Consider the following 21,037-nt stretch of genomic DNA (forward strand, 5'->3'; position numbering starts at 1 on the left):
CAGACTCCTTTTCTCGATGGGATACGCGAGGGGGCGCCCCTCGCCATATTCCCGATTACATGACGCGTGCCATGCGCGACCGATAAGATTGGTGCGTGATATCAAGCGGTTCAATGCCGGGGGGCGGCGAAGGGGCCGGCCGCGGCGTGCGAGAAAAAAGGGCAGGTGCCGTCGGGGTGGGCAGTTACGCGGGACGGCGAGCGTGACGGATGAGTCTGTCCATCAGCGGAAGGTGGCGAGGACGTAATCCGCGATGAGACGCGCGTCGGCGTCCGGGATGGTCGTCTCGTCGAATCGGAGCATCCCGGGGCCTGGGTTGCGCATCTTCTTCACGATGTCGGCTGGCGTCGTTATGCCGTGGTCGGCGAGGACGCCTGCATGCAGGGTCTTGCCGGGTGTGAGTACGTTGCCGCCGTTCGGGTGGCAGGGGGCGCAGCGCTCCTTGAAGAGCTGCCCACCCCGCTCCGTTACCACGGGGGGGGACCCGCCCCGTGGGGTGTCGGTGCAGCCGCTCATAAGGGCGGCGAGGATGATGAGCGAGACGGCGCGGCGGGGCATCGGGCTAGTCCCTGCAGACGTTGACGGCACGCGAGACGGGCCGGCACTCGACGCCGAACGCGGTGAGCTCCTTGAGCACCGCCCCCTTCATGGTCTCCACCTGCAGGGACACCTCGTGGGTTAAGTCGGTCCCCATCTCTATGCTTCCCGGCTGCACGCCGATCAGCACCATCTCCCCAGGTGCCTGCCCCATGAGCCTCGCCACGGACAGGAGGTCCTTCAGCCCCATCTGGTGCGGCGAAACCTTCGTCTCCAGGGCGATCGGAAGCTCCTCCCCGGCAAGCCGCACGCAGGTGCCGGGTTCCTTTCCCGTCTCCACCGCATCGACCATGATGAGGTGGCTGCGCCCCTCTAACACCGGGAGGAGGTCGAGCCCCAGCGTCCCCCCGTCGACGATCTCCACGCTCTTCGGGAAGCGGTACTCGCGCTGCAACTGCTGCACCACGCGTATCCCCACGCCGTCGTCCCCCATCACCAGGTTCCCTACGCCGAGCACCAGGAACTTCGGCGCCGGTTGTTGTTTCATCGAGTTTGCTTTCACCCGTTATTCTCCTTTTTGTTTGACCGTGAACTTGTAGCCGCTGAACATGCTGGAAATCTCGCCTCCGTGCTCCTTTATGTCCATAAGCCAAGCGCTGTAGATGTGGTTGACGACGAAGCCTAGGATGAGCCACATGCCCATGTGGTGGGCAAGGCGCATCCCCTGCAGGCTGAAAAGCGAGTACATGAAGCCAAGCGACTTGAACATGATCCCTCCCGGGGTGTGGGAGGTGTACATGGCAAAGCCAGTGAGGATCATCGTGAGGTAGATCAGGAAGAGCACGAAGTACGCGGTGGTGGCGAGCGGGTTGTGCCCGACCGTCTCGGGGACCTCGTGGGAGCGGAGCAGGTAGTAGTTCAGCATCTTTTTGAGCTTTTCCCGTCCCTTCGCGCTGAACATCGGGAAGAAGGCGCGCCAGCTTGCGTGCTCGTTGCCGATGAAGGCCCAGACGACGCGCGAGGCGACGCTCACCGTGAAGGCGTAGGCCGCGACGAAGTGCACGAAGCGGATCCACCCCATGGCGTAATCAGAGGGCGAGCTTCCCAGCGTAACGGGATGGCCGATCAGGAAGCCGGTCCCGGAGAGAACCACGATGGCGAGCACGTTGATCCAGTGAAACCAGCGCAGCGGCAGTTCCCAGACGTACTGCTTGAACTTGCAACGGTCCGACATGGCCCACCTCCTTGTCTAGGAAGCCTTCACGCGCACCATCTCCCGCCCGGTCGCGTCGAGGACGTGCACGGCGCAGGCGAGGCAGGGGTCGAAGGAGTGGATGGTGCGCAGGATCTCGAGCGGTTTTTCCGGGTCGGCGACCGGTGTCCCGAGAAGAGCGGCCTCGTAGGGGCCCGCCTGTCCCTTCGCGTCGCGCGGCGACGCGTTCCAGGTGGAGGGGACCACGGCCTGGTAGTTGAGGATCTTCTGGTCCTTGATCTTGATCCAGTGCCCGAGACCCCCGCGCGGCGCCTCGTGCCAGCCGTAGCCGTGAGCCTCGGCGGGCCAGGAGGCGGGATCCCATTTCTCGTTCGAGTGGATTCTAAGGTCCCCCTTGGCGATGTTGCCGATCAGCTCGTCGAGCCACTTCGGAGCCTGGCGCGCGATGACGAGACAGTCGACGCCGCGGGCGCCGGTGCGGCCAAGCGTCGAGAAGAGTGCCTCGGGGGGAACGTTCAGTTTCCCGAGTACCAGGTCCACCGCCCCCTTGGTCTCCTTGTGGCCTGAGGCGTAGGCGACCAGCACGCGGGCGAGCGGCCCCACCTCCATCGGTTTCTCCTCGTAGCGCGGCGCCTTGACCCAGGAGTACTTCTTGTCCGTGTCGAGGTACTGGTAGGGAGGATTGGGGCCGGTGTAGTTCGGTTCGGTGGAGCCCTCATAGGGGTGCAGCCCCTTTCCGTCGCTCCCGGCGTCCTGGTACCAGGAATGCTCCACGTGCTCGGTGATCTTCTTCTGGTCGAGCGCCACCACCTTCGAGAGGTCCCGGTTCAGGATCGCCCCACCGGGGAGCCAGTTGTTGCCCGCCGCATCAGGGAACTCCGGATAGCACATGTAGTTGCCGACCCCGGCGCCGATACCTGCCCACTCCTTGTAGAAGGAGGCGACCGCGAGGAGATCCGGGATGTAGACCTTTTCGACGAACTCCTGGGCCTTGGCGAGTAGGCGCTTCACCTCGATCAGCTTGTCGGCGTTCAGCGCGTTCTGGGAATCCGGGTCGATCGGGATGGACATACCCCCGACCAGGAAGGTCTGCGGATGCGGGTTCTTGCTCCCGAGGATCGCGTGGATCTTGATGATGTCCTTTTGCCACTCGAGCGCCTCTAGGTAGTGGGCCGTCGCCATCAGGTTCGCCTCGGGGGGGAGCTTGTAGGCGGGGTGCCCCCAGTAGGCGTTGGCGAAGGGGCCGAGGCGACCGGAGGCGACAAACGCCTTCAGCTTCTCCTGCACCGCCTTGAAGTGGGTGGCCGAGTTGTTGGGCCATTCCGAGAGCGAGGCGGCGAGCTGGGCGGTCTTCACCGGGTCGGCCTTCAGCGCCGAGGTGATGTCCACCCAGTCGAGCGCGTGCAGGTGGTAGAAGTGGATCACGTGGTCCTGGGTGTTCTGGATGGAGATGATGATGTTACGTATCAGCTGCGCGTTGGGGGGGACCGGGATCTTCAAAGCGTCCTCGACGGCGCGGATCGACGCGATCGAGTGCACCGTGGTGCAGACGCCGCAGAAGCGCTGGGTCCAGTACCAGGCGTCGCGCGGGTCGCGATCCTTAAGGATCTTTTCTATGCCGCGGAACATGGTGCCGGAGACCCAGGCGTTGCTGATCTTGCCGCCGGAGACCTCCGCCTCGACGCGCAGGTGCCCTTCAATTCTAGTGATCGGGTCGACAACGATCTTGGTCATCTCAATCCTCCTTGGTGTCTTCGCCCGGTTCCTTGTCCTTTCTCATCGCGTTGAGCGCGCCGTGCACCACGAAGGCACCCGCGGCGCCGGCGGCAAGCCCGAGGCCAATGGCGTCTGCGGTGTGCTCGATGCCGAAGCCGGGCACGTTCGGGAGCCTGCCGTACATGGGGGACATGACATCCCAGAACTGCGGCTCCGCGCAACCGACGCAGGGGTGACCCGAGCCGATGGGCCAGGCGGTCTTCTCGTTGTAGCGCTGGGTGGGGCAGTTATGGAACGTCGCCGGTCCCTTGCAACCCATCTTGTAGAGGCAGTATCCCCTGCGGTGCCCATCATCCCCCCACGCCTCCACGTACTGGCCGGCGTCGAAGTGCGGGCGTCTCTCGCAGTTGTCGTGGATGCGCTTGCCGTAGGCGAAGAGGGGGCGGCCGTGGCCGTCGAGCGCGGGGATCTTGTTGAAGACGAGGTAGTGGACGATGGTGGCGGTCAGGTTGTCCGCGTTGCAGGGGCATCCGGGGAGGTTGATCACGGTGGCGCCGGGAACCGCCTCTTTGACGCCGACCGCGCCGGTCGGATTCGGGGCCGCCGCCGGGATGCCGCCGTAGGAGGCGCAGTTGCCGATGGCGATGGTCGCCGCGGCGTTGCCGCACACCTCCCGGGCGCGCGCGAGGTTCGATTTTCCCCCGACGCATCCGTAGACCCCGCCGTCCTTCATCGGGATGGACCCCTCGATGACGGCGAAGTATTTCCCCTTGTGGTCGGTGATCGCCTTTTCGAGGGCCGCCTCCGCCTGGTGCCCGGCCGCGACCATGATGGTCTCGTGGTAGTCGACCGAGAGGATGTCGAGGACGATCTCGCCGACGGTCGGGTTCGCCGCGCGCAGAAGCGCCTCGCTGTCGCCGGTACATCCCTGGAACTCGAGCCATACAAGCGTGGGGCGTTTCACCTCGTCAAGGGCGCGCGCCACCGAGGGGGCAAAAGAGGGGGGGAGGGCAAGCGCGGCGGTCATCGTGGAGCAGAACTTCAGGAAGTCGCGTCGTGAAACGCCGCGTTCCTTCAGGATTCTGCTGATTGAGAATTCAGTGTCGTCTCTTCCCTCTGTTCTCGTCTTGCTCATCCCGGCCTCCCTTTAGCTCACGGCGAAACGATGGACTCTTTGGAGCACGAACCCGAACTGACTGAATTATGATTGTAGTAGAAAGATGTTTTATTGCAAGGGGGGAAAGTGAGGCCTGTGAGAAAAAAATTCCCATAGCTATAGGGTGTTGACAGTAAAACGGGAATTGTGACAGTGCGTGTGCAGGAACGCCCCCTCAGAATGGTTGCGACCTGTGAGGTCTTTACCTTTTAGAAGAGGGGGCGGTTTAAAGTCCCCCTTTGCGAAGGAGGATTTAGGGGGATTTCAGCGTGGGATGGCAGAGGCAAATGCGCCGGACTGCAAAGAGAATGGCCGTGACAGCTGCTAAACCAGTCCCTTTTCCTGTGCGTAGCGCAGAAGAGCCACGCGTCCGTCCACGTTGACCTTCTGGTAGATGTTGTGCAGGTGGACCTTCACCGTCCCCTCGCTAATGCAGAGCTTTCCGGCGATCTCCTTGTTACGCAGCCCGGCCGCCACCATGCGCACCAGCTCGATCTCACGCTGGGTGAGCAGGGCGGCCATCTCGCGCGCCCCCGCCTCGCGCTTCAAAAGCTTCTCCAAGGCCTGTTTGGTCGAGCGCCTCTCCAGCCACTGCTCGCCGGAATAAACCTTGCGGATGCACTGCACCAGGAACTGGGGCGCCATCTCCTTCAGCACCACCCCCTGGATGCCGAGCATGACAGCGTCGAGCATGTCCTCGTCCTCGAGGGCGGCGGTCAAGAGCACTAGTCGCGCGCCCAGCTTCTCCTCGTTCACTTTCCTGGCCACCTCGATGCCGGTGAGACCCGGCATGCGAATGTCCAGGACGGCAATGTCGGGCTGCTCGCGCCGGATCGCCTCCAGGGCCGCGGCGCCGTCGGTGCAGCTTGCCAGCACCTCGAAGTCCGGTTCGAAATTGAAGAGGCTCGTCAGCCCGTTCAGGATCAGGGGGTGGTCGTCGGCAAGCACCAGTCGTATGGCCATGTCATGCTCCTTGTTCCACAAGGGGAAGGGTGATGTCGATGCGGGTGCCGCGGTCGCTCGAGTCGATGGTGAGTTTGCCGTTCAGAGCCTCGATCCGCTCCCTGAGCATCACCGGTCCGCGCTTCATATCGCTTAGCTGGTCCTGGTCGTAGCGTCCTTGGAAGGCGAAGCCGTGTCCGTCGTCGGTGATGGTAATCAGGACCCATTGAGCGTTGAAGGCGAGGTTGACCTTGAGGGTCGCCGCACCGGCGTGGCGCACCGCGTTGATGACGGCTTCGTGGATAACGAAATAGATCTCCCGGGCGATGCCCCGCTCAAGCGGCGGCTTGGGGGTGCTGCAGTTGATCGAACAGGTGATTTCCCACTGCCGTCGTACGCGAGCAGAGAGGTCTTCCAGGCGCTTTATCAGGCCGAACTCCTCGGGCTTTCGGCGCGAGAAGAAGCGCTTCAGCGCGTTGATCTGGGTTCTGAGGTCGCGCTGCTCGGAGGCGAGCAGGTGCTGAACCTGCTGGATGCTCTCCCGCGCCGCCGTGTCATGCTCGATGAGGCGGGCGGCTGTTTCCAACTGCAGGCTGGCCCCGGCCAGGGACTGCAGCAGGCCGTCGTGCAGGTCGTGGGCGAGGCGCAGGCGCTCCTCGTCGGCGGCTGCCTGCTGTAGCTGTTTCAGCAGCAGGCCATGGGAAAGCCTCGTCGCGACCTCTCGAGCCACGATCCCCCCCAGCACCATGTCGTCCGGGGTCGGGTGTCTCTTGTCCAGGGCGACGAGGTATCCGGAGATCTTGTCGCTGGCTAGCCGGGAAACCACTGCGGAGGTGATCTCGAAATGTCTCACGAACTTCTGGTCGAAGGGAGCCCCGTGCCACTTTTGCAGTCCGCCGGCGCTGTTGTAGACCACCTGTGCCTGTTCCTGCCCGCCGCCCCGGCAGAAAAAGCCGGCTTCGGAGAGCTCCTCCGCGACGATGTTGCCGAAAGTCTCCGGCTCCTCACGGTCATACCGCGATCCTTCCGCAGACCAGGTCAGAACGTGCAGCCAGGGCTCCTCCGCCTCTTCCCAGCAGAGCACCACGCGCGGCGCATGCAGGATGGCGGCCGCGTGGCCGAGCATCCCTGCTCCGTCGGGCCCCGGCTCCTCCGGCAGAGCCGTACCGGGCCACTGCGACAGCATGTAAAGGACCTCGCGCATCGACTCCTCGTAGGCGCCCAGGTAACCGAGCAGACCCGCAACAACGGCAAGATAAGCGATGCGGATGATGAAGCGGTTCAGCTCGAAGCTCTGCTGCAGGAGAAGGTTGGACGGGTACCATGCGAGCAGCAAGGTTACTGCCATGGCGGTGACCGCGGTCCAGAGCGTGCCGCGCCACTGCCAGCGAAAGGTGGCGCAGACGAGTACGAAGATGAAATAGACGAAGAACGGGCTGTTGGGCCCGGTGGTGAGGAACATGAGGCCGGCGAAGACAAGGAGGTCGATGCCGTGTGTTACGAGGTGCAGCGTCTTCCAGCCGAACCCCCTGCGCTGGATGACGAACCCGATGATGATCGAGTAAAGGAGGTAGCCTGCGAGGATGCCATAGGTGAACCGCGCGAAGCGGGAAGGTTCTGAAGGGTCGAGCCACACGGCGAGGAGAAAGAATGCCGCCAAGATGACGCGCCCACTGGCGATCAGGTATTCCGCCCGGGTTTTGGAGTGGTATCTCTGCAGCGGCATCGACGTATCTCCGGCCCGAAATGAGGCTTCCTACTGAAGGTAGGAGTTCTTTACCTGGGCTCGTCAGATTAATTCCGGCGCCGCATTCTATACATGCCGTTTACGTTACGTCAATGATTTAGCGATGATGTGGGTGGGGTGGGGTCGATAATCCCCAGCGGGAACCTTGCGCCGCGGATTATCGACCACGAATTGGACTTCATATGGACCGACGCGTAGCTAGATCATCTTCTCAAGGATCTCTCCGGCGCTCTTCACGTAGTTGGGGCAGCGCGTCTTGAAAAGCCCCTTCCGTTTTGCTTCCTTCATCCCGTCCTTCGCCGCCATGTTCACGCCGAGAAGCTGCGAGCATCCAAGCTCGCCGTGCCGCGCCTTGAATTCCTTGTTGAACGCCTCGACCTTTGGAAAGACCTTCCACTCCTGCGGGCCGTGGGCGAGCCCCAGCACCATGTAGGCGGCGGTCACCGCACCGCACTCGTGCCCGGTGGTCATGCCGCCGGCGAAGCCGGTGGCGAGACGGCAGGCGAGTTCGGGCTTGATGCCGTAGGCGGGGGCGTAGTTTTCGAGAATCGCTTGCGAGCAGTTCGTCGACTTCAGAAAGTGCTTCCGCGCCGCCTCCGGGCGGTCGGCCACCTGCGCCGCCTCCGCGGAGGCCTCGACGTTCAGTGTCCCCTGCGCGGCAAGGCACACCCCCAGACATAGCGATCCCTTCAGCATGGCGCGCCTGCTGATCGGTGCGTTAACTTCTTCCTTTTTCATGACAACCCTCCAGAGTACAGGGAGGCCGTTACGCCACCCGTGCGAATAAATTAATAGTAGCAATATCATAATATTTGCATTAAAGAAAGATTAAGTGCGTTGTGCGGGGCAGGGCTACTCGAGGGATTTCTGGAAGCGCAGCACGCTCACTGTCAGCATGACAAGTGCGATTGCGGCCATGGCCGCCATCTGGGGCCAGAGAAGGCCGAAGCCGCCACCTTTCAGGTAGACGCTTCTTAGCACCACCTCGTAGTAGCGCAGCGGGTTCAGGTAGGTGAGGTGCTGCAGGATCTCGGGCATGCTGCTGATGGGGGAGCCGAAACCGGAGAAGATGACCGCGGGCATGATGAAGAAGAAGCTCGTCACCATGGCCTGCTGCTGGGTCGCGGAGACCGTGGAGATGAAAAGCCCCACCCCCAGCATGCAGAGGATGAAGAAGACGGTCCCGGCGCCGAGGACGAGAAAGCTCCCGTTCAGCGGCACGTGGAACCAGAGCGTTCCGGCGGCGCTGATGAGCGCGGTGTCCAAAAGGCCGATCAGGAAGAAGGGGATGGTTTTTCCGAGGATGAATTCGACGCGCCGGATCGGTGTCACCATGATCTGCTCCAGGGTGCCGATCTCCCGCTCGCGCACCACCGCGAACGCCGTCAGCGTCACCACGATCACGAGCACGAGGTTGCCGATGACGCCGGGGACGAAGAACCACTGGCTGGACATGTCCGGGTTGTACCAGGGACGCCTTTCCACGACGATCTCCGGGAGTCCCCCGGCCAGAGCGGGCGCCTGCCGTGCCAGCGTTTTCAGCCGGTACTCCCGGGCGAACCCCTGGGCTACCTGGTTCACGTAGCCAAGCCCGACGAGGGCGGAGTTGGAGTTGCTCGCGTCGACGACCACCTGTAGGTGGGCGGTTTCCCCTTTGCCTAAGTCGCGGGCGAATCCCGAATTGATCTGGAGCGCCATGGTCGCCTCGTTCCGGTCGATGAGCTCGGGAATTTCGCGCCGGTCCGACAGGCGCCGCACCTCGAAGTAGCGGCTTGCCTGGAAGCGCGAGACGAGGTCGCGGCTCACCTGGCTGTTGTCGTAATCGACGATGGCAATCGGGACGTGCTTGATCTCCAGCGTTGCGGCGTAGCCGAAGACGAGCGTCTGGATGACCGGCGGCGCGAAGAGGAAGAACCTCGCCCTCTTGTCGCGGATCACGTGCAGGAATTCCTTTATGAGCATCTGGCGCAGGCGGCCGAGCATGATTTCCCCCCTTAGGTAAGCTTCTTGCGGAAGATGCGCGTTGCCGCAAGCCCCAAAATGGCGGCAAAGAGTGCAAGCCCGAAAAAGTCCTGCCACATGTTGAAGACCGACGACCCCTTCAAAAAGACGTTTCGTAGGATGGCCATGTAGTAGCGGGCCGGCACGATGTGGGTGATCCCCTGCACCACCGCCGGCATCTGGTCGATGGGGTAAACGAACCCGGAGAGGAGAAAGGCCGGCAGGAAGGTGGCGATGAGCGAGATCTGGCTCGCCGCGAGCTGGGTCTTCGCGACCACGGAGAAGAAGTAGCCAAGCGACAGCACCACGGTGAGAAAGAGGGTGGTGCTCAGCAAAAAGACCCAGATGTGCCCGCGGAAGGGGACCTCAAACCACCACACCGCCATGATCGCGCAGACGCTGGTGTCGATGAGGCCGATGGCGACGTAGGGGAGGAGCTTGCCGAGCATGATCTCCAGGGGGGTCACCGGCGTGGAGATGAGCTGCTCCATGGTGCCTCGCTCCCACTCGCGCGCGACGGTGAGCGAGGTGAGGAAGGTCCCCACCACCGCCATGACCATGGCGACCACCCCGGGGACGATGGTCACCATGCTCTCCAGGTTCTCGTTGAACCAGGTTCGGGAGTCGACGCTCAAGGGGGCGCGCACGCTTCCCTGTCCGCGGGCGCGCAACCAATCGAGCTGTAGCTTTTGTGAGTGCGCCTGTGCCACCGCCTCGGTGTAGCTCATGCCGAGGCTCGCGCTGTTGCTGTCGGTGCCGTCGAAGATCGCCTGGATGCGCACCTGTTCTCCGGAGCCGAGCCTTGCCGAGAAGTCGGGGGGGATCACGAGGCCGATCTGGCAGGTCCCGGCGTCGACGGCGTGCACCAGTTCCGGGTAGTTTCCGACCGAGCGCACCACGTTGAAGTAGCGGGAGGACTCGAAGCGCTTCAGGAAGTCCCGGGAGGCCTGGCTCTGCTCCTGGTCGTAGACGTAGACCGGTATGTGCTTCGTGTCGAAGCTGACGCCGTAGCCGAAGGCGAAGAGCATCACGATGGGCATCGCGATGACGATGCCGATGCTGCGGGCGTCGCGCCGGATCTGGATCATCTCCTTGCGCGCCATGGCGCACAGCCGGTTCCAGTTCATGCCTGCTCCTTTTCCCTGCGCCCTTTCAGGCTCGTGAGCGAGACGAAGACGTCCTCGAGGGTCGGGCGGATCTGCTCGATGCGGGAGACGGTGATGCCGCGTTCCCCGAGATAATTCCGCACCTCCGGGATGGCCCTCTCTGCATCGGGTACAACGAGGTGAAGCGCGTGTCCGAAGATGGCGGCGTCGGTGACCCCCGGCGCCTCCTGAAGCGCTTCGAGCGCTTTCCCAACCTGGTCGCATTCGACGAGGAGCAACTCCCCCTCCATGCTCTTGAGTTTAAGCTCCAGCGGCGAGCCGGAGGCGACGATCCTGCCGCGGTCGATGAGCACGAGCCGGTTGCAGTACTCCGCCTCGTCCATGTAGTGCGTGGTCACGAAGACGGTAACCCCTTCGTCCGCCATGCGGTGGATCAGCTCCCAGAAGAGCCGGCGCGAGATTGGATCGACGCCGGAGGTCGGCTCGTCGAGAAAGACGATGGGGGGGCGGTGCAGCACCGCGCAGCCAAGGGCCAGGCGCTGCTTCCACCCGGCGGCGAGCGTCCCGGTGAGGAGGTGCTCCCGGCCGGTGAGTCCGGCCATGTCGATGGCCCAGGCAATACGCTCGGCCGCGTCGGCCTGGTTGACGCCGTACATCCCCGCGAAGAAGCGGAGGTTCTCGATTACCTTCAGGTCGTTGTATAGAGAGAACTTCTGCGACATGTAGCCGATATTCTGGCGCACCCGTTCCGGTTCGCGCGCGACGTCGACCCCGGCGACCAGCGCTTTGCCCGAGGTGGGGTGCAGAAGGCCGCAGAGTATCCTGATGGTGGTGGATTTTCCGGCGCCGTTGGGGCCGAGAAAACCGAAGATCTCGCCGCGCGAGGCCTCGAAGGAGATGTTGTCGACCGCGGTGAAGTCGCCGAAGCGTTTCACGAGGTCCTGCACCACGACCGCCTGGGGCTGACCGTTCATGGCTTCTCCCCCTTCTTCTTTTGCACCGCCTCCACGAAAAGGTCCTCGATGCTGGGCGCGACCTTCTCGACGGAGTCGACTTTGAGCCCCGCCGCGGCGATGCGGGAACGCAGTTCCGGGATCAGGCGCTCGGGTTCCCTGACGACCAGGTGCAGCCCGTCACCTACGATCATCATGGTCGAGATCCCTTCCATGCCGGAGATGAGCTCCTTCACCGGGCGCGGTTCGGCGCAGACGATGGAGACCACGGCGCCGTCGAGGTTCCCCTTCAGATTCTCGGGCGTGTCGCAAAAGAGCATGCGCCCCTCGTGCAAGAGCGCCACGCGGTGGCAGCGCTCCGCTTCGTCCAGGTAGGCGGTGCTGGTGAGGATGGTGACCCCCTGGTCGAGGAGCGTGTAGAGGATGCGCCAGAAGTCGCGGCGCGACACCGGGTCGACCCCGTTGGTCGGCTCATCGAGGAGGATCACTTCCGGGGTGTGGATGAGGGCGCAGACGAGACCGAGTTTCTGCTTCATGCCGCCGGAGAGTTTCCCTGCGAGCCGCGAGCGGAACTCCGCCATCCCCGCCGCCTGCAACAGTTCCGCCGCGCGCGTCTCCCTCTCGGAGCGCGGCACGCCGAAGAGGTCGGCGTAGAAGCGGATGTTCTCGTCCACGGTGAGTTCCTCGTAAAGCCCGAAGCGCTGCGGCATGTAGCTTATATGCTGCTTGGCCCCCTCCGGGTCGCGCGTCATGTCGTAGCCCGCCACGCGGGCGCTCCCCGCGTCGGGAGCGAGGACGCCTGCCAGCATGCGCATGGTGGTCGTCTTGCCGGCGCCGTCCGGACCGACGAGACCGAAGATCTCGCCGCGCGCGACCTTGAAGCTCAGTCCGTCCACGGCGCGCACGTCGGGAAAGGACTTGGTGAGCCCGTCGAGCTCTATGGTGAAATCGTCGGCGCTCATGTCACTTGGCCGCCACGTCTAGGAGCGCGTCCGCCGGCATGCCCGGCTTCAGCTCGTGCGCCTGGTTTTCCAGATCGATCTTGATGCGGTACACGAGGGTGACCCGCTCCTTGTGCGTCTCGACGCTCTTCGGGGTGAACTCAGCCTGTGATGAGATGAAGGAGACGCGCCCCTTGTAGCTCTTGCCGGGGTAGGTGTCCGTTTTCACCGTGGCGACCTGTCCGAGTTTGACCCGCCCGAGGTCGGTCTCGCTCAGGTACCCGCGCAGCCAGAGGTGGTCGAGATCGGCGATGGTGACCACCGGCGTGCCGGCAGATACCACCTCGCCAAGTTCCGCGTGCCGCACCAGCACGACGCCGGTGATGGGGGCCTTGAGCGTCGCGTATCCGAGCTTGATGCGCGACATCTCGAGCGCCTGCTCGGCCGTGCGGACCCCGGCCCGGTTGATGTCGACCTGTTCCCTGCGCACCCCTTCCTTGACCTGGTCGTAGTTCTGTTTCGCCCGCTCAAGCGCGGCGCTGCTACGCTTCAGCGCGGCCGCCGCGGTGTCCCGCACCTGGGCCGAAACCTCGTCCTTCTCGTAGAGCGCCTGGTAGCGCGCGAGGTCGTGCTTTTTCAGCTCAAAGTCCGCCTGGGCGTCGAGCACCAACTGGTGGGCCGCCTGCTTCTCCTGGGGACGGCTGCCTGCCGTGGCGAGCCCCAACTCGGCGCGCCGGGTGCCGAGGTTCGCCTCGTCGATACGCAACTGCTGCTGGTAGTCCCCCTGGTCCAGCCTGGCGATGATCTCCCCGGCCCGGACCAGTTGCCCCTCCTCCACGGGGAGCTCGGCCACGCGACCCGGTACCTTGAAGCCGACCACGCTCTCGTGCGCCTCGATGTTGCCGGAAAGGGTGATGGTGTTGGCGTCGGCCCTGTTTCTATTGCGGCTGACGAAGAAGACGGCGGCGGCGACGGCCGCTGTCAGGATGACGATCGGGATCAGTTTTCGTTTCATCGGTTCATGTCCTCGTTATGGTTCGATGCCCAGGAAGAGCCGGTACGCCTTTTCGGTGTCGCTCAGGGCACGGGCGAGCGCGATCTTCGCCTCGACGTGCTGCGCGAGGGCGTTCAGCTCGTTGTCCCGTGCCCGCGCCAGCGCGTCCTGCGCCGTCACCACCTCGATGTTGTTGGCCACGCCGTTTTTGAAACGGTCGCTCGCGTACTGCAGTTCCTTCTCGGCAAGCACGAGCCCCTGCCGGGCGGTGAGCACCTGGTCGTCGGCGGAGTTCAGGTTTAAAAGCGCCTCGCGGATATCCTGCTCCACCCCGAGCTTCAGGTCGGCGATCTGCTCATCGTTTCTTTTGAGCCGGCTGTCGAGCTCCATCCGCTCACCCTTGCGGTCGTGGTCGAAAAGGTTCATCACCATGTTCACCTGGATCATGCCGGAGGGGTCGAGCTTGCTCATCTCCTGGCCGCTCGTGCCGTAGTTGCCGCTCAGGACGATCCTCGGGAGGTAGCGGGAGCGCGACGCCTTCATCTGCTCATCCAGGGAGGCGCGTTGGGCGAAAAGGGCGCGGTAATCGGGGCGGCTCTCGAGTGCCGCCTGCACTGCCTGATCGATCTGCGGCCCCTCCAGCTTCTTGAAGGCGAGCGCGTCGGTGATGGCGATGGGGGTGCCGAGATCGAGGCCGATGCCACGGGCAAGGGAGAGACGGGCTAGTTCCGCGCTGTTGCGGGTGACGAGAAGGTACTGGCGGTCGTTGGCGAGTTGCACCTGGGCGCGCAGCACGTCGAGCCCGTCGGCGATTCCCGCGGTGCGCTGGTCGCTGGCAAGCTTTTCCAGCACCTCCGAGGTCTCCACCCGGCTCTTGGCGGTCACGACCCGCGCCTCGGCGTACGCCGCGTTGATGTACTGCACGGCGACCTGGCTGATCACCTGGCCGCGTACGTCCCGGTAATCAAGTTGCCTCGCCTTTTGCTCCTGCTCGGCCGCCTTGATGGCGTGGTAGCTCTGCAGGTCGAGGATGTTCTGGTCCGCGTAGATGCGGAAGTCGTAACTCGTGAATGGGCCAACCACGGCGGGGGCGTTGGGGAGGGTGATCCCCTGCGCGCTGAGGTTCCTTGTCTGCCATGCGAATGGGGTCTCCAGGCGCAGGTGTGGCAGGTAGTTGGCGAGCCTGCGTTCGCGCGTCCCCTTGGCTTCGTCCGCGCGCGTCTTCGCGAGGAGCGCGCTTAGGTTCCTGTCGAGTCCCCGGGTGATCGCCTGGTCCAGCGACAGAGGCAGGGGAGGGGGGCTCTCGGCGTGCGCGGCCTCGGCGGCCGACCAGAGCGCCAGGGAGACGGCCAACACTTTCACGATCTTTGCAGTCATGGCGTATCCTTTGTTGCGTGTCGCTACTTGGGCAGGACTCCGTTCACGAACAGTTCGATGCTTCTTTTCATGCTCTCTTCCAGCGGGTCGACCGGAGCGAGAGACCAGGTGATCATGGTGCCGAAGATCATGCGCTGGAACCCTTGGGCGATGTCGAAGGGGGAGAGGTCGTTGCGCAACTCTCCACGCTCCTGACGATGCCCGACCAGCAGCGCGAGCTGTTGCACGTTGCCTTCGATTGCCTCCGCCATCCGTTTTTGTACTGTGTCGCTCGCAAACACCGCGGTCAGCAGGCTTTGGATCAGGCCCGGACTCTGACCCTGCTCGATGGTCAGTGTGAGGGCGAGTTCCAGCAGAAGCGGGGCAAGTGGTCGGTCCGACTCGCGGTTTGCCGCCACGAAAGCGGCCACCCTCTCCATCTGCAGCTCGCGGTAGTTGAGGAGTACGCTTTCCTTGTTTTCGAAATAGTTGAAGAAGGTACCCTTGCCGACGTCGGCGGCGGCGGTGATCGCCTCGATGGTGGTGGCGTTGAAGCCGCGCTCGGCGAAGAGTTTGAGCGCGGCCCGGAAGATCTTCTCCCTGGTCTGCTCGCTCCTCTTGGCCCTGCGTCCGGGCTGGGCCGGGGGCACCTGTTCCACATTGTCAGTCATTGTGGTCTCCTTTTTTAAAAGTGACCATTGGTCAGAAATGACTGTAAGTCATGTTGTACCCCTTGTCAAGCAATAGGAAAAACTTCGCAGTGAGTTTGAGGCGGAGAGGCGGAAGTTGGGAATATGCGTGGCATATGGAAGAGCAGGTGAGAACAAGAAGAAAGAAGAAACCTGAGCGGTGTGATCGTGCGTGGAGAGAAGCGCTTTTTCGCACAGGCCGGGAGGTGAGAGGAATCAACGGATGGCGTTACTAGTCAGAAAACGAAAAGGGCTTACAGTGATTAGCTGTAAGCCCTTGAATTTGGTGGCTCCCGAGGTAGGACTCGAACCTACGACACACGGATTAACAGTCCGCTGATCTACCGACTGATCTACTCGGGAATATTGGGTTCTTCGCACTGTGCCGCGAAGAGATTACGTGTATAGCATAGTGGTTTTTGGCTGTCAATAATATTTCTGCTGCTCATTCCAGCCAACCGGCAACTTTTTTTGAATACAACAAACTCCTTTCTGGGAGCCACGGCGAGAGGGCTGGTTGCATAGCATGACTCTCCAGGATGATCCAAATAGTATCGGGGAAGTGAGCCGCCCCCCCTGTTGACTTTCTGTTGGCCGACAAGATATATTCAGGTTCTGTTATGCCTCCCCGACGATGACGACCTTCAGAAGGATTTCCATGACCTCGCAAACAGACAGACTCTACCGCACCGCAGCTATCCTCGCCCTGATCACCATTTTCTACAACATCCTTGAAGGGGTCGTGTCGGCGTGGTTCGGCTTCGAGGACGAATCCTTGGCGCTTTTCGGCTTCGGATTGGACTCGTTCGTAGAGGTCGTCTCCGGTGCCGGGATCTTGCACATGGTGCGCCGCCAGAGGGACAATCCGGATCGAAATCCGGACGAGTTTGAGCAGCGGGCGCTCAGGATCACCGGTTTAAGCTTCTACGCCCTGGCGGTAGGGCTTCTCGTCACCGCCGCCTACGATGCGCTCCACCTGCATGCTCCTACCACCACCTTCTGGGGGGTGGTAGTTTCCTGCGTCTCCATCGCCTCGATGTGGCTGCTGATCCGGGAGAAGGTGAAGGTCGGCCATGCCCTTGGTTCCCAGGCCATACTTGCAGACGCCGCCTGCACCCGCGTCTGCCTCCTCCTCTCCGTGATCCTGCTCGTCTCGAGCGTAGGCTACCAACTAACCGGTATCGGCTGGCTCGACTCGGCCGGCGCCTTAGGGATTGGCTGGTTTTGCTTCAAGGAGGGAAAGGAAGCCTTCGACAAGGCGAGAGGCATCCCATGTTCATGCAGTTGAAGCAGCTCAGGTTAGCCGGTGGCTAACCCCGCTCCAGAGTTCTTGACAGTACATTGTCAGAAAAAAGATGGCCCCTCTTGCAGGTCATGAGAAAGGGTGTTACCCTTTTTAATGTGTAATCTGATGCTTTTGTTTTAACAAAAGGGGGGCACTATATGGTTGAGGAGTTCAAGAAGTTCGCGCTTAAGGGAAACGTCCTTGATCTCGCCATTGCCGTTGTCATCGGCGCGGCCTTCGGCAAGATCGTCAGTTCTTTCGTTGCAGACATCATAACTCCCCCCATTGGAAAGCTTCTGGGCAACATGGATTTCTCCTCCCTGTTCCTAAACCTCTCCTCCACGCCGGTCCGCTCCGTTGCGGAAGCAAAGGCTGCCGGTGTCCCAGTGATCGCCTATGGCCTTTTCCTAAACGCCATTTTCGATTTTCTCATCATCGCTTTCGCCCTTTTTCTCGTTGTGCGCCAGATAAACAGGATGATGCCGGCTCCTCCTCCCCCGGTGACCACCAAGGAGTGCCCGCACTGCTGCACGATGATACCGGTGAAAGCTACCCGCTGCCCCAACTGCACATCGAACCAGGACTGATGCTTTAGCCCGCGTTGCCTGGAAATACCAAGGAGGTCCCTGATGAAAAAAACTTTGCTGCTTCTTCTTGCTCCGGCTTTGATGCTGGGTGTCCACACTGAGGCCCGTGCCGCGGTCAAGGCGGAATCTTTCTCCTTGTCTCCCTACGTCGGCGGCTTCACCTTCATCGGTAAAGAGCACCTGGAGACGATGCCTGTTTACGGTCTGCGTGCCGGCTACAACTTCACCAAGAGCATCGGTCTGGAGGCCGTCTTCGATTACGGCAGCACTGAGGGCAAGAAGTACAGCGGCATAGGCGATGGCGTGGACGTGTTCAACTACCACCTAGACGCCCTGTATCACTTCATGCCGGACTCCCAGTTCGTTCCCTATGTCGCCGCAGGCTTTGGAGGGCAGTCCAGGAAGTATCCAGGGCCTGCCGGAGACGTCGACCGCACCGCCTTCAACTACGGCCTAGGCGCCAAATACTTCCTGAGCGACGCAATGGCCTTGAGGGGGGATGTGCGTCACTTGGTACTCAGGGACGACGGAGAGGACTTCCACAACCTTGAATACACCGTGGGGATGGACTTCATCTTCGGCGGCGTCAAAGAAGCCCCTGCTCCCGTAGCAGCCCCGGTTCCCGCCCCCGCACCCGCTCCCGTAGTCGTACCTCCGCCCCCGGCGGCGCCTACCGACCGATTGACCATCTCCCCGGCTTCGGTCACCAAGGGAGAGATGGCAACCCTTTCCTGGAACTCGGAAAACGCTACCAAGTGCGTCATCGAGCCGGGGATCGGACCGGTACCGGTTTCCGGGACCATGACCGTGACTCCCGACTCGACGGTGTCCTACAGTCTCGTTTGCGACGGGGCCGGCGGCACCGCCAAGAGCCTCGCCAAAGTAGACGTAGTCGCTCCGCCGCCTGCACCTGTACCGGCACCTGTCGTCGTGCCCCCGCCGGTCGTGGCTCCCGCGCCGGAACCGGCCAAGCTGTGCAAGCCAACGGTGATCAACATCCACTTCGATACCAACAAGTCCGATATCAAGCCGCAGTATCATGACGAACTGAAGGCGCTGGCCGACTTCCTAAAGGAATTCCCCAAAGCCAAAGGGACTATAGAAGGTCACACCGACAACGTAGGGGACAAGGCAGCCAACATGAAGCTCTCGCAGCGCAGGGCGGAGAGCGTGCGCAACTACCTGATCAAGAATTTCGACATCGCTCCGGATAGGGTTAAGGCCGTTGGCTACGGCCCGACCAAACCGGCAGCTAGCAACAAGAGCGCGGCAGGAAAGCAGCAGAACCGTCGCATCGAGTCCAACTTCCGCTGCGAATAGACAGCAGCGGCTGAACACGCAAAAGGGCGCCCCTTGCCGGCAGGGGGCGCCTTTCTTATTGGCTTAACAACCGTGGTTCTGATGGAAGAGCGACATACGCAAACAAGCAGAGGAACGGTCGAGAGGGCATGTAAGGCAGGGAAAAACGGCGTCTTCAGACAGAGCCCCGTCAGGAGTCTGTGCAGGGTCTTGGTTGCACGTCGCGCAAAGGGTGATAGCCTATCCCATGTCTTTTTCCTGGTGTGAAATAGAGGAGGAAGGCGAAATCAAAGCCTAACAACATAGGAGGTGTCAGATGAAAAAGTACCTGCTTTTTGTTCTGGTTCCGGCGCTGTTGTTCACCATGCTTCCAAAGGCTCACGCAGAAGTGAAGGCTGAAAGTTTTTCGCTCTCCCCCTACATCGGCGGTTACACCTTCATAGGCAAGGAGCACCTGGAGACGATGCCGGTCTACGGCCTGCGCGCGGGGTACAACTTCACGCGGCATTTTGGCCTTGAGGCGGTCTTCGACTACATCTCGACGGAAGGAAAGCGCAACAGCGGAATCGGCGATGTCGACGCCTACAACTACCACCTAGACATGCTCTACCACTTCATGCCGGAGGCGCGGCTTGTTCCCTATGTCGCCGCCGGCTTTGGCGGACACTCAAGGGAGTACGAGGGAGGCGACGACGTGTCGCGTCCCGCCTTCAATTACGGAGTCGGTGCGAAGTACTTCCTGACCGAGGCTATGGCCCTCAGGGGGGATGTACGGCACCTGATCCTGAGGGACGATGGTGAGACGTACCACAACCTCGAGTACACCGTAGGGGTTGACTTCATTTTTGGTGGGGTAAAAGAGGCCCCTGCCGCCGCCGAGGCGGCTCCGGCTCCGGTCGCCGAGGAACCTCCGCTCGAGCCGGTACCCGCCGCCGAGCCCGCACCGGGACACTACAAGTACTGCGTCACCCTGCACGGCGAATATGACATCAACCGGGCGGCGGTCCGTCCTGAGGACAAGGACGAGATCGCGGTGGTCGGCGAATTCATGAAGAAATATCCCACCACGACCGCGGTCCTTGAAGGGCACACCGACAATGTCGGTGCTCCGGAGTACAACCTGGAACTCTCCAAGCGCAGGGCCGAGGCGGTCGTCGATTCCCTCGTCAAAAACTACGGCATCGACCGCTCACGGCTCGAGGCCCGAGGCTACGGCATGGCACGTCCGGTGGCGTCAAACGCGACGGACGAAGGGCGTCAGGCCAATCGCCGCGTCGAGGCCATCATCGACTGTGCCTTCGATGTAAAAGAGGTCAAGCCTCCCGAGCGGCTCTGCATGGGACTCGTTGTCGACTTCGATACCGCCAAGGCGGATATCAAGCCGCAGTACCGGGACGAACTGGCTAAGGTTGCCGACTACATGAAGAAGTACCCGACTACGACGGCGGTCATCGAAGGGCACACCGACAACGTGGGTGGCTACGACTACAACATGAAGCTCTCGCTCGAGCGTGCCGAGAATACGGTGCGCTACCTCGTGGATAACTTCGGCATCGAGAAGAGCCGGCTTTCCGCGAAGGGGTACGGCTACACGCGGCGCATCGCCTACAACAACACTGCCGAGGGGCGGGCCAAGAACCGCAGGATCAACGCGGTCATCGACTGCGTGGTGAAGAAATGAGTCTTGGTGGAAAAATCTAAACCCTAAGCAAATAAAAAAGGGGAGGCCGTAGTGGCCTCCCCTTTTTATTTTATCTCGGTGCGACACGAAGCTTGATCTTCGCAGCTCCCCTTAGCCAATCTCCTTGATGATCAGACGCTGCACTGCACGGAGCATCTCGTCGACGTCGGCGGTGCGGTAGCGTTCTCCCTGCCCGCTGATGAAGTCAGCCTTCATGTAGCACCAGTCCTTCACCCGCTGGTACGTGCCCACCTGGTAGGCCTTCGCCTGGTAAAGTGCCTCGTTCATCTCCTCAGTGCTCCCGACCGGAATCCCTTTGATGCCACAGATGAGCATCAGGAATTGTTCAAGGAGAACCGAGGCGAGGACACAGGCCGTATGTTTGTCCCCACGTTTCAGGAAGTCGGAGGTCCTGCCGCTCAGGTACTCCAGCACAGCGTGGTCCAGGAAGAGGCGGATCTCGGTGAGTCCCCCCTGCTCGAACTCGGCCCTCGCCGACTGCACGATGGCGCGGCAGTTGTCGAAGCTTTCCTTGTAGGTGATGTTGATGATCTTCGCGTAGATGGACTGGAAGTTGCGGTAATAGGCGCTTTCCTCGCCGAAGACCTGCTGCAAAAGGCTCAGGGCCGAGTTGGCCCAGTCCTGGAAAAGCTTGGAGTCGACGGTGGCGGCGATGTCGTTTATGAGCTGCGAGGAACTGACCTTTTTAGCCTTTTCCGCGAGTTCGTCGAATTTCCTGCTAATGGTGTAATCGAGCTTCAGCATGCGGTCTTGCTCCCTCTGGGGCTGCGGTCCTGTAAACGCCACATAACTTATAGTTTTGACGAAGAAAAG

General features: G+C 61.9%; 20 protein-coding genes and 1 tRNA gene. 4 read left to right on the top strand and 17 right to left on the bottom strand.

All coding sequences use genetic code 11. The features are described from left to right. Positions 1-222: 222 nt before the first annotated feature. The 16 genes from E8K79_RS16080 to E8K79_RS16155 all read right to left on the bottom strand — a co-directional run bounded on the left by E8K79_RS16080 (position 223) and on the right by E8K79_RS16155 (position 15,714). Positions 223-558, bottom strand: a complete 336-nt coding sequence (locus E8K79_RS16080) for a c-type cytochrome (protein ID WP_136515623.1) — start codon at positions 556-558, stop codon at positions 223-225. Between the two features lie 4 nt (positions 559-562). Further along, on the bottom strand, positions 563-1,084 hold the full coding sequence (locus E8K79_RS16085) for a HyaD/HybD family hydrogenase maturation endopeptidase (RefSeq protein WP_136515624.1): 522 nt from the start codon (positions 1,082-1,084) through the stop codon (positions 563-565). A gap of 18 nt (positions 1,085-1,102) precedes the next feature. Then, a complete protein-coding gene (gene cybH, locus E8K79_RS16090) occupies positions 1,103-1,771 on the bottom strand; it encodes a Ni/Fe-hydrogenase, b-type cytochrome subunit (RefSeq protein WP_136515625.1) in 669 nt (222 codons plus the stop codon). A gap of 15 nt (positions 1,772-1,786) precedes the next feature. Further along, positions 1,787-3,484, bottom strand: coding sequence for a nickel-dependent hydrogenase large subunit (locus tag E8K79_RS16095; protein ID WP_136515626.1), 1,698 nt, complete (start codon positions 3,482-3,484; stop codon positions 1,787-1,789). 1 nt (position 3,485) lies between these two features. Next, positions 3,486-4,601, bottom strand: coding sequence for a hydrogenase small subunit (locus E8K79_RS16100; RefSeq protein ID WP_136515627.1), 1,116 nt, complete (start codon positions 4,599-4,601; stop codon positions 3,486-3,488). A 345-nt stretch (positions 4,602-4,946) separates the two neighbouring features. Further along, positions 4,947-5,585 carry a response regulator gene (locus tag E8K79_RS16105; RefSeq protein ID WP_136515628.1) on the bottom strand — a complete coding sequence of 213 codons (639 nt, stop codon included), beginning with the start codon at positions 5,583-5,585 and terminating at the stop codon, positions 4,947-4,949. A 1-nt stretch (position 5,586) separates the two neighbouring features. Then, positions 5,587-7,290 (bottom strand): sensor histidine kinase, encoded by a 1,704-nt coding sequence (locus E8K79_RS16110; protein WP_136515629.1) that lies wholly within the window; start codon positions 7,288-7,290, stop codon positions 5,587-5,589. A 219-nt stretch (positions 7,291-7,509) separates the two neighbouring features. Beyond that, the gene (locus tag E8K79_RS16115) at positions 7,510-8,049 is read right to left on the bottom strand and encodes a C-GCAxxG-C-C family protein (protein ID WP_162604693.1); all 540 of its coding nucleotides are present in this window, start codon (positions 8,047-8,049) and stop codon (positions 7,510-7,512) included. 114 nt (positions 8,050-8,163) lie between these two features. After that, entirely contained in the window at positions 8,164-9,294 is a 1,131-nt protein-coding gene (locus E8K79_RS16120; protein WP_136515631.1) for an ABC transporter permease, read from the bottom strand. Positions 9,295-9,305: 11 nt separating this feature from the next. Continuing rightward, a complete protein-coding gene (locus E8K79_RS16125; protein WP_136515632.1) occupies positions 9,306-10,439 on the bottom strand; it encodes an ABC transporter permease in 1,134 nt (377 codons plus the stop codon). Beyond that, positions 10,436-11,392, bottom strand: a complete 957-nt coding sequence (locus E8K79_RS16130; protein ID WP_136515633.1) for an ABC transporter ATP-binding protein — start codon at positions 11,390-11,392, stop codon at positions 10,436-10,438. The genes E8K79_RS16125 and E8K79_RS16130 overlap by 4 nt, the downstream gene beginning before the upstream one ends. Beyond that, positions 11,389-12,333 carry an ABC transporter ATP-binding protein gene (locus E8K79_RS16135; RefSeq protein WP_136515634.1) on the bottom strand — a complete coding sequence of 315 codons (945 nt, stop codon included), beginning with the start codon at positions 12,331-12,333 and terminating at the stop codon, positions 11,389-11,391. The genes E8K79_RS16130 and E8K79_RS16135 overlap by 4 nt, the downstream gene beginning before the upstream one ends. A gap of 1 nt (position 12,334) precedes the next feature. Further along, the gene (locus E8K79_RS16140; RefSeq protein WP_136515635.1) at positions 12,335-13,327 is read right to left on the bottom strand and encodes an HlyD family secretion protein; all 993 of its coding nucleotides are present in this window, start codon (positions 13,325-13,327) and stop codon (positions 12,335-12,337) included. Positions 13,328-13,342: 15 nt separating this feature from the next. After that, complete coding sequence (locus E8K79_RS16145; protein ID WP_136515636.1) at positions 13,343-14,683, bottom strand: TolC family protein; 1,341 nt, start codon at positions 14,681-14,683, stop codon at positions 13,343-13,345. 23 nt (positions 14,684-14,706) lie between these two features. Next, on the bottom strand, positions 14,707-15,333 hold the full coding sequence (locus E8K79_RS16150) for a TetR/AcrR family transcriptional regulator (RefSeq protein WP_136515637.1): 627 nt from the start codon (positions 15,331-15,333) through the stop codon (positions 14,707-14,709). 305 nt (positions 15,334-15,638) lie between these two features. Then, positions 15,639-15,714, bottom strand: a tRNA-Asn gene (locus E8K79_RS16155). 295 nt (positions 15,715-16,009) lie between these two features. On the opposite strand from E8K79_RS16155, the gene E8K79_RS16160 reads away from it, so the two are divergent. From E8K79_RS16160 to E8K79_RS16175, 4 genes are all read left to right on the top strand, one after another. Further along, positions 16,010-16,639 carry a cation transporter gene (locus E8K79_RS16160; RefSeq protein ID WP_136515638.1) on the top strand — a complete coding sequence of 210 codons (630 nt, stop codon included), beginning with the start codon at positions 16,010-16,012 and terminating at the stop codon, positions 16,637-16,639. 155 nt (positions 16,640-16,794) lie between these two features. Continuing rightward, the gene (gene mscL / locus E8K79_RS16165) at positions 16,795-17,223 is read left to right on the top strand and encodes a large conductance mechanosensitive channel protein MscL (RefSeq protein WP_136515639.1); all 429 of its coding nucleotides are present in this window, start codon (positions 16,795-16,797) and stop codon (positions 17,221-17,223) included. 42 nt (positions 17,224-17,265) lie between these two features. Beyond that, positions 17,266-18,543: an OmpA family protein gene (locus tag E8K79_RS16170; RefSeq protein WP_136515640.1), complete on the top strand. Its 1,278-nt coding sequence runs from the start codon at positions 17,266-17,268 to the stop codon at positions 18,541-18,543. A 295-nt stretch (positions 18,544-18,838) separates the two neighbouring features. Then, positions 18,839-20,203 (top strand): OmpA family protein, encoded by a 1,365-nt coding sequence (locus E8K79_RS16175; RefSeq protein ID WP_136515641.1) that lies wholly within the window; start codon positions 18,839-18,841, stop codon positions 20,201-20,203. Positions 20,204-20,314: 111 nt separating this feature from the next. On the opposite strand, the gene E8K79_RS16180 is transcribed toward E8K79_RS16175, so the two are convergent. Beyond that, complete coding sequence (locus tag E8K79_RS16180; RefSeq protein ID WP_136515642.1) at positions 20,315-20,968, bottom strand: hypothetical protein; 654 nt, start codon at positions 20,966-20,968, stop codon at positions 20,315-20,317. Between the last annotated feature and the right edge of the window lie 69 nt (positions 20,969-21,037).

The organism is Geomonas edaphica, from assembly GCF_004917075.1.
Lineage (GTDB): Bacteria > Desulfobacterota > Desulfuromonadia > Geobacterales > Geobacteraceae > Geomonas > Geomonas edaphica.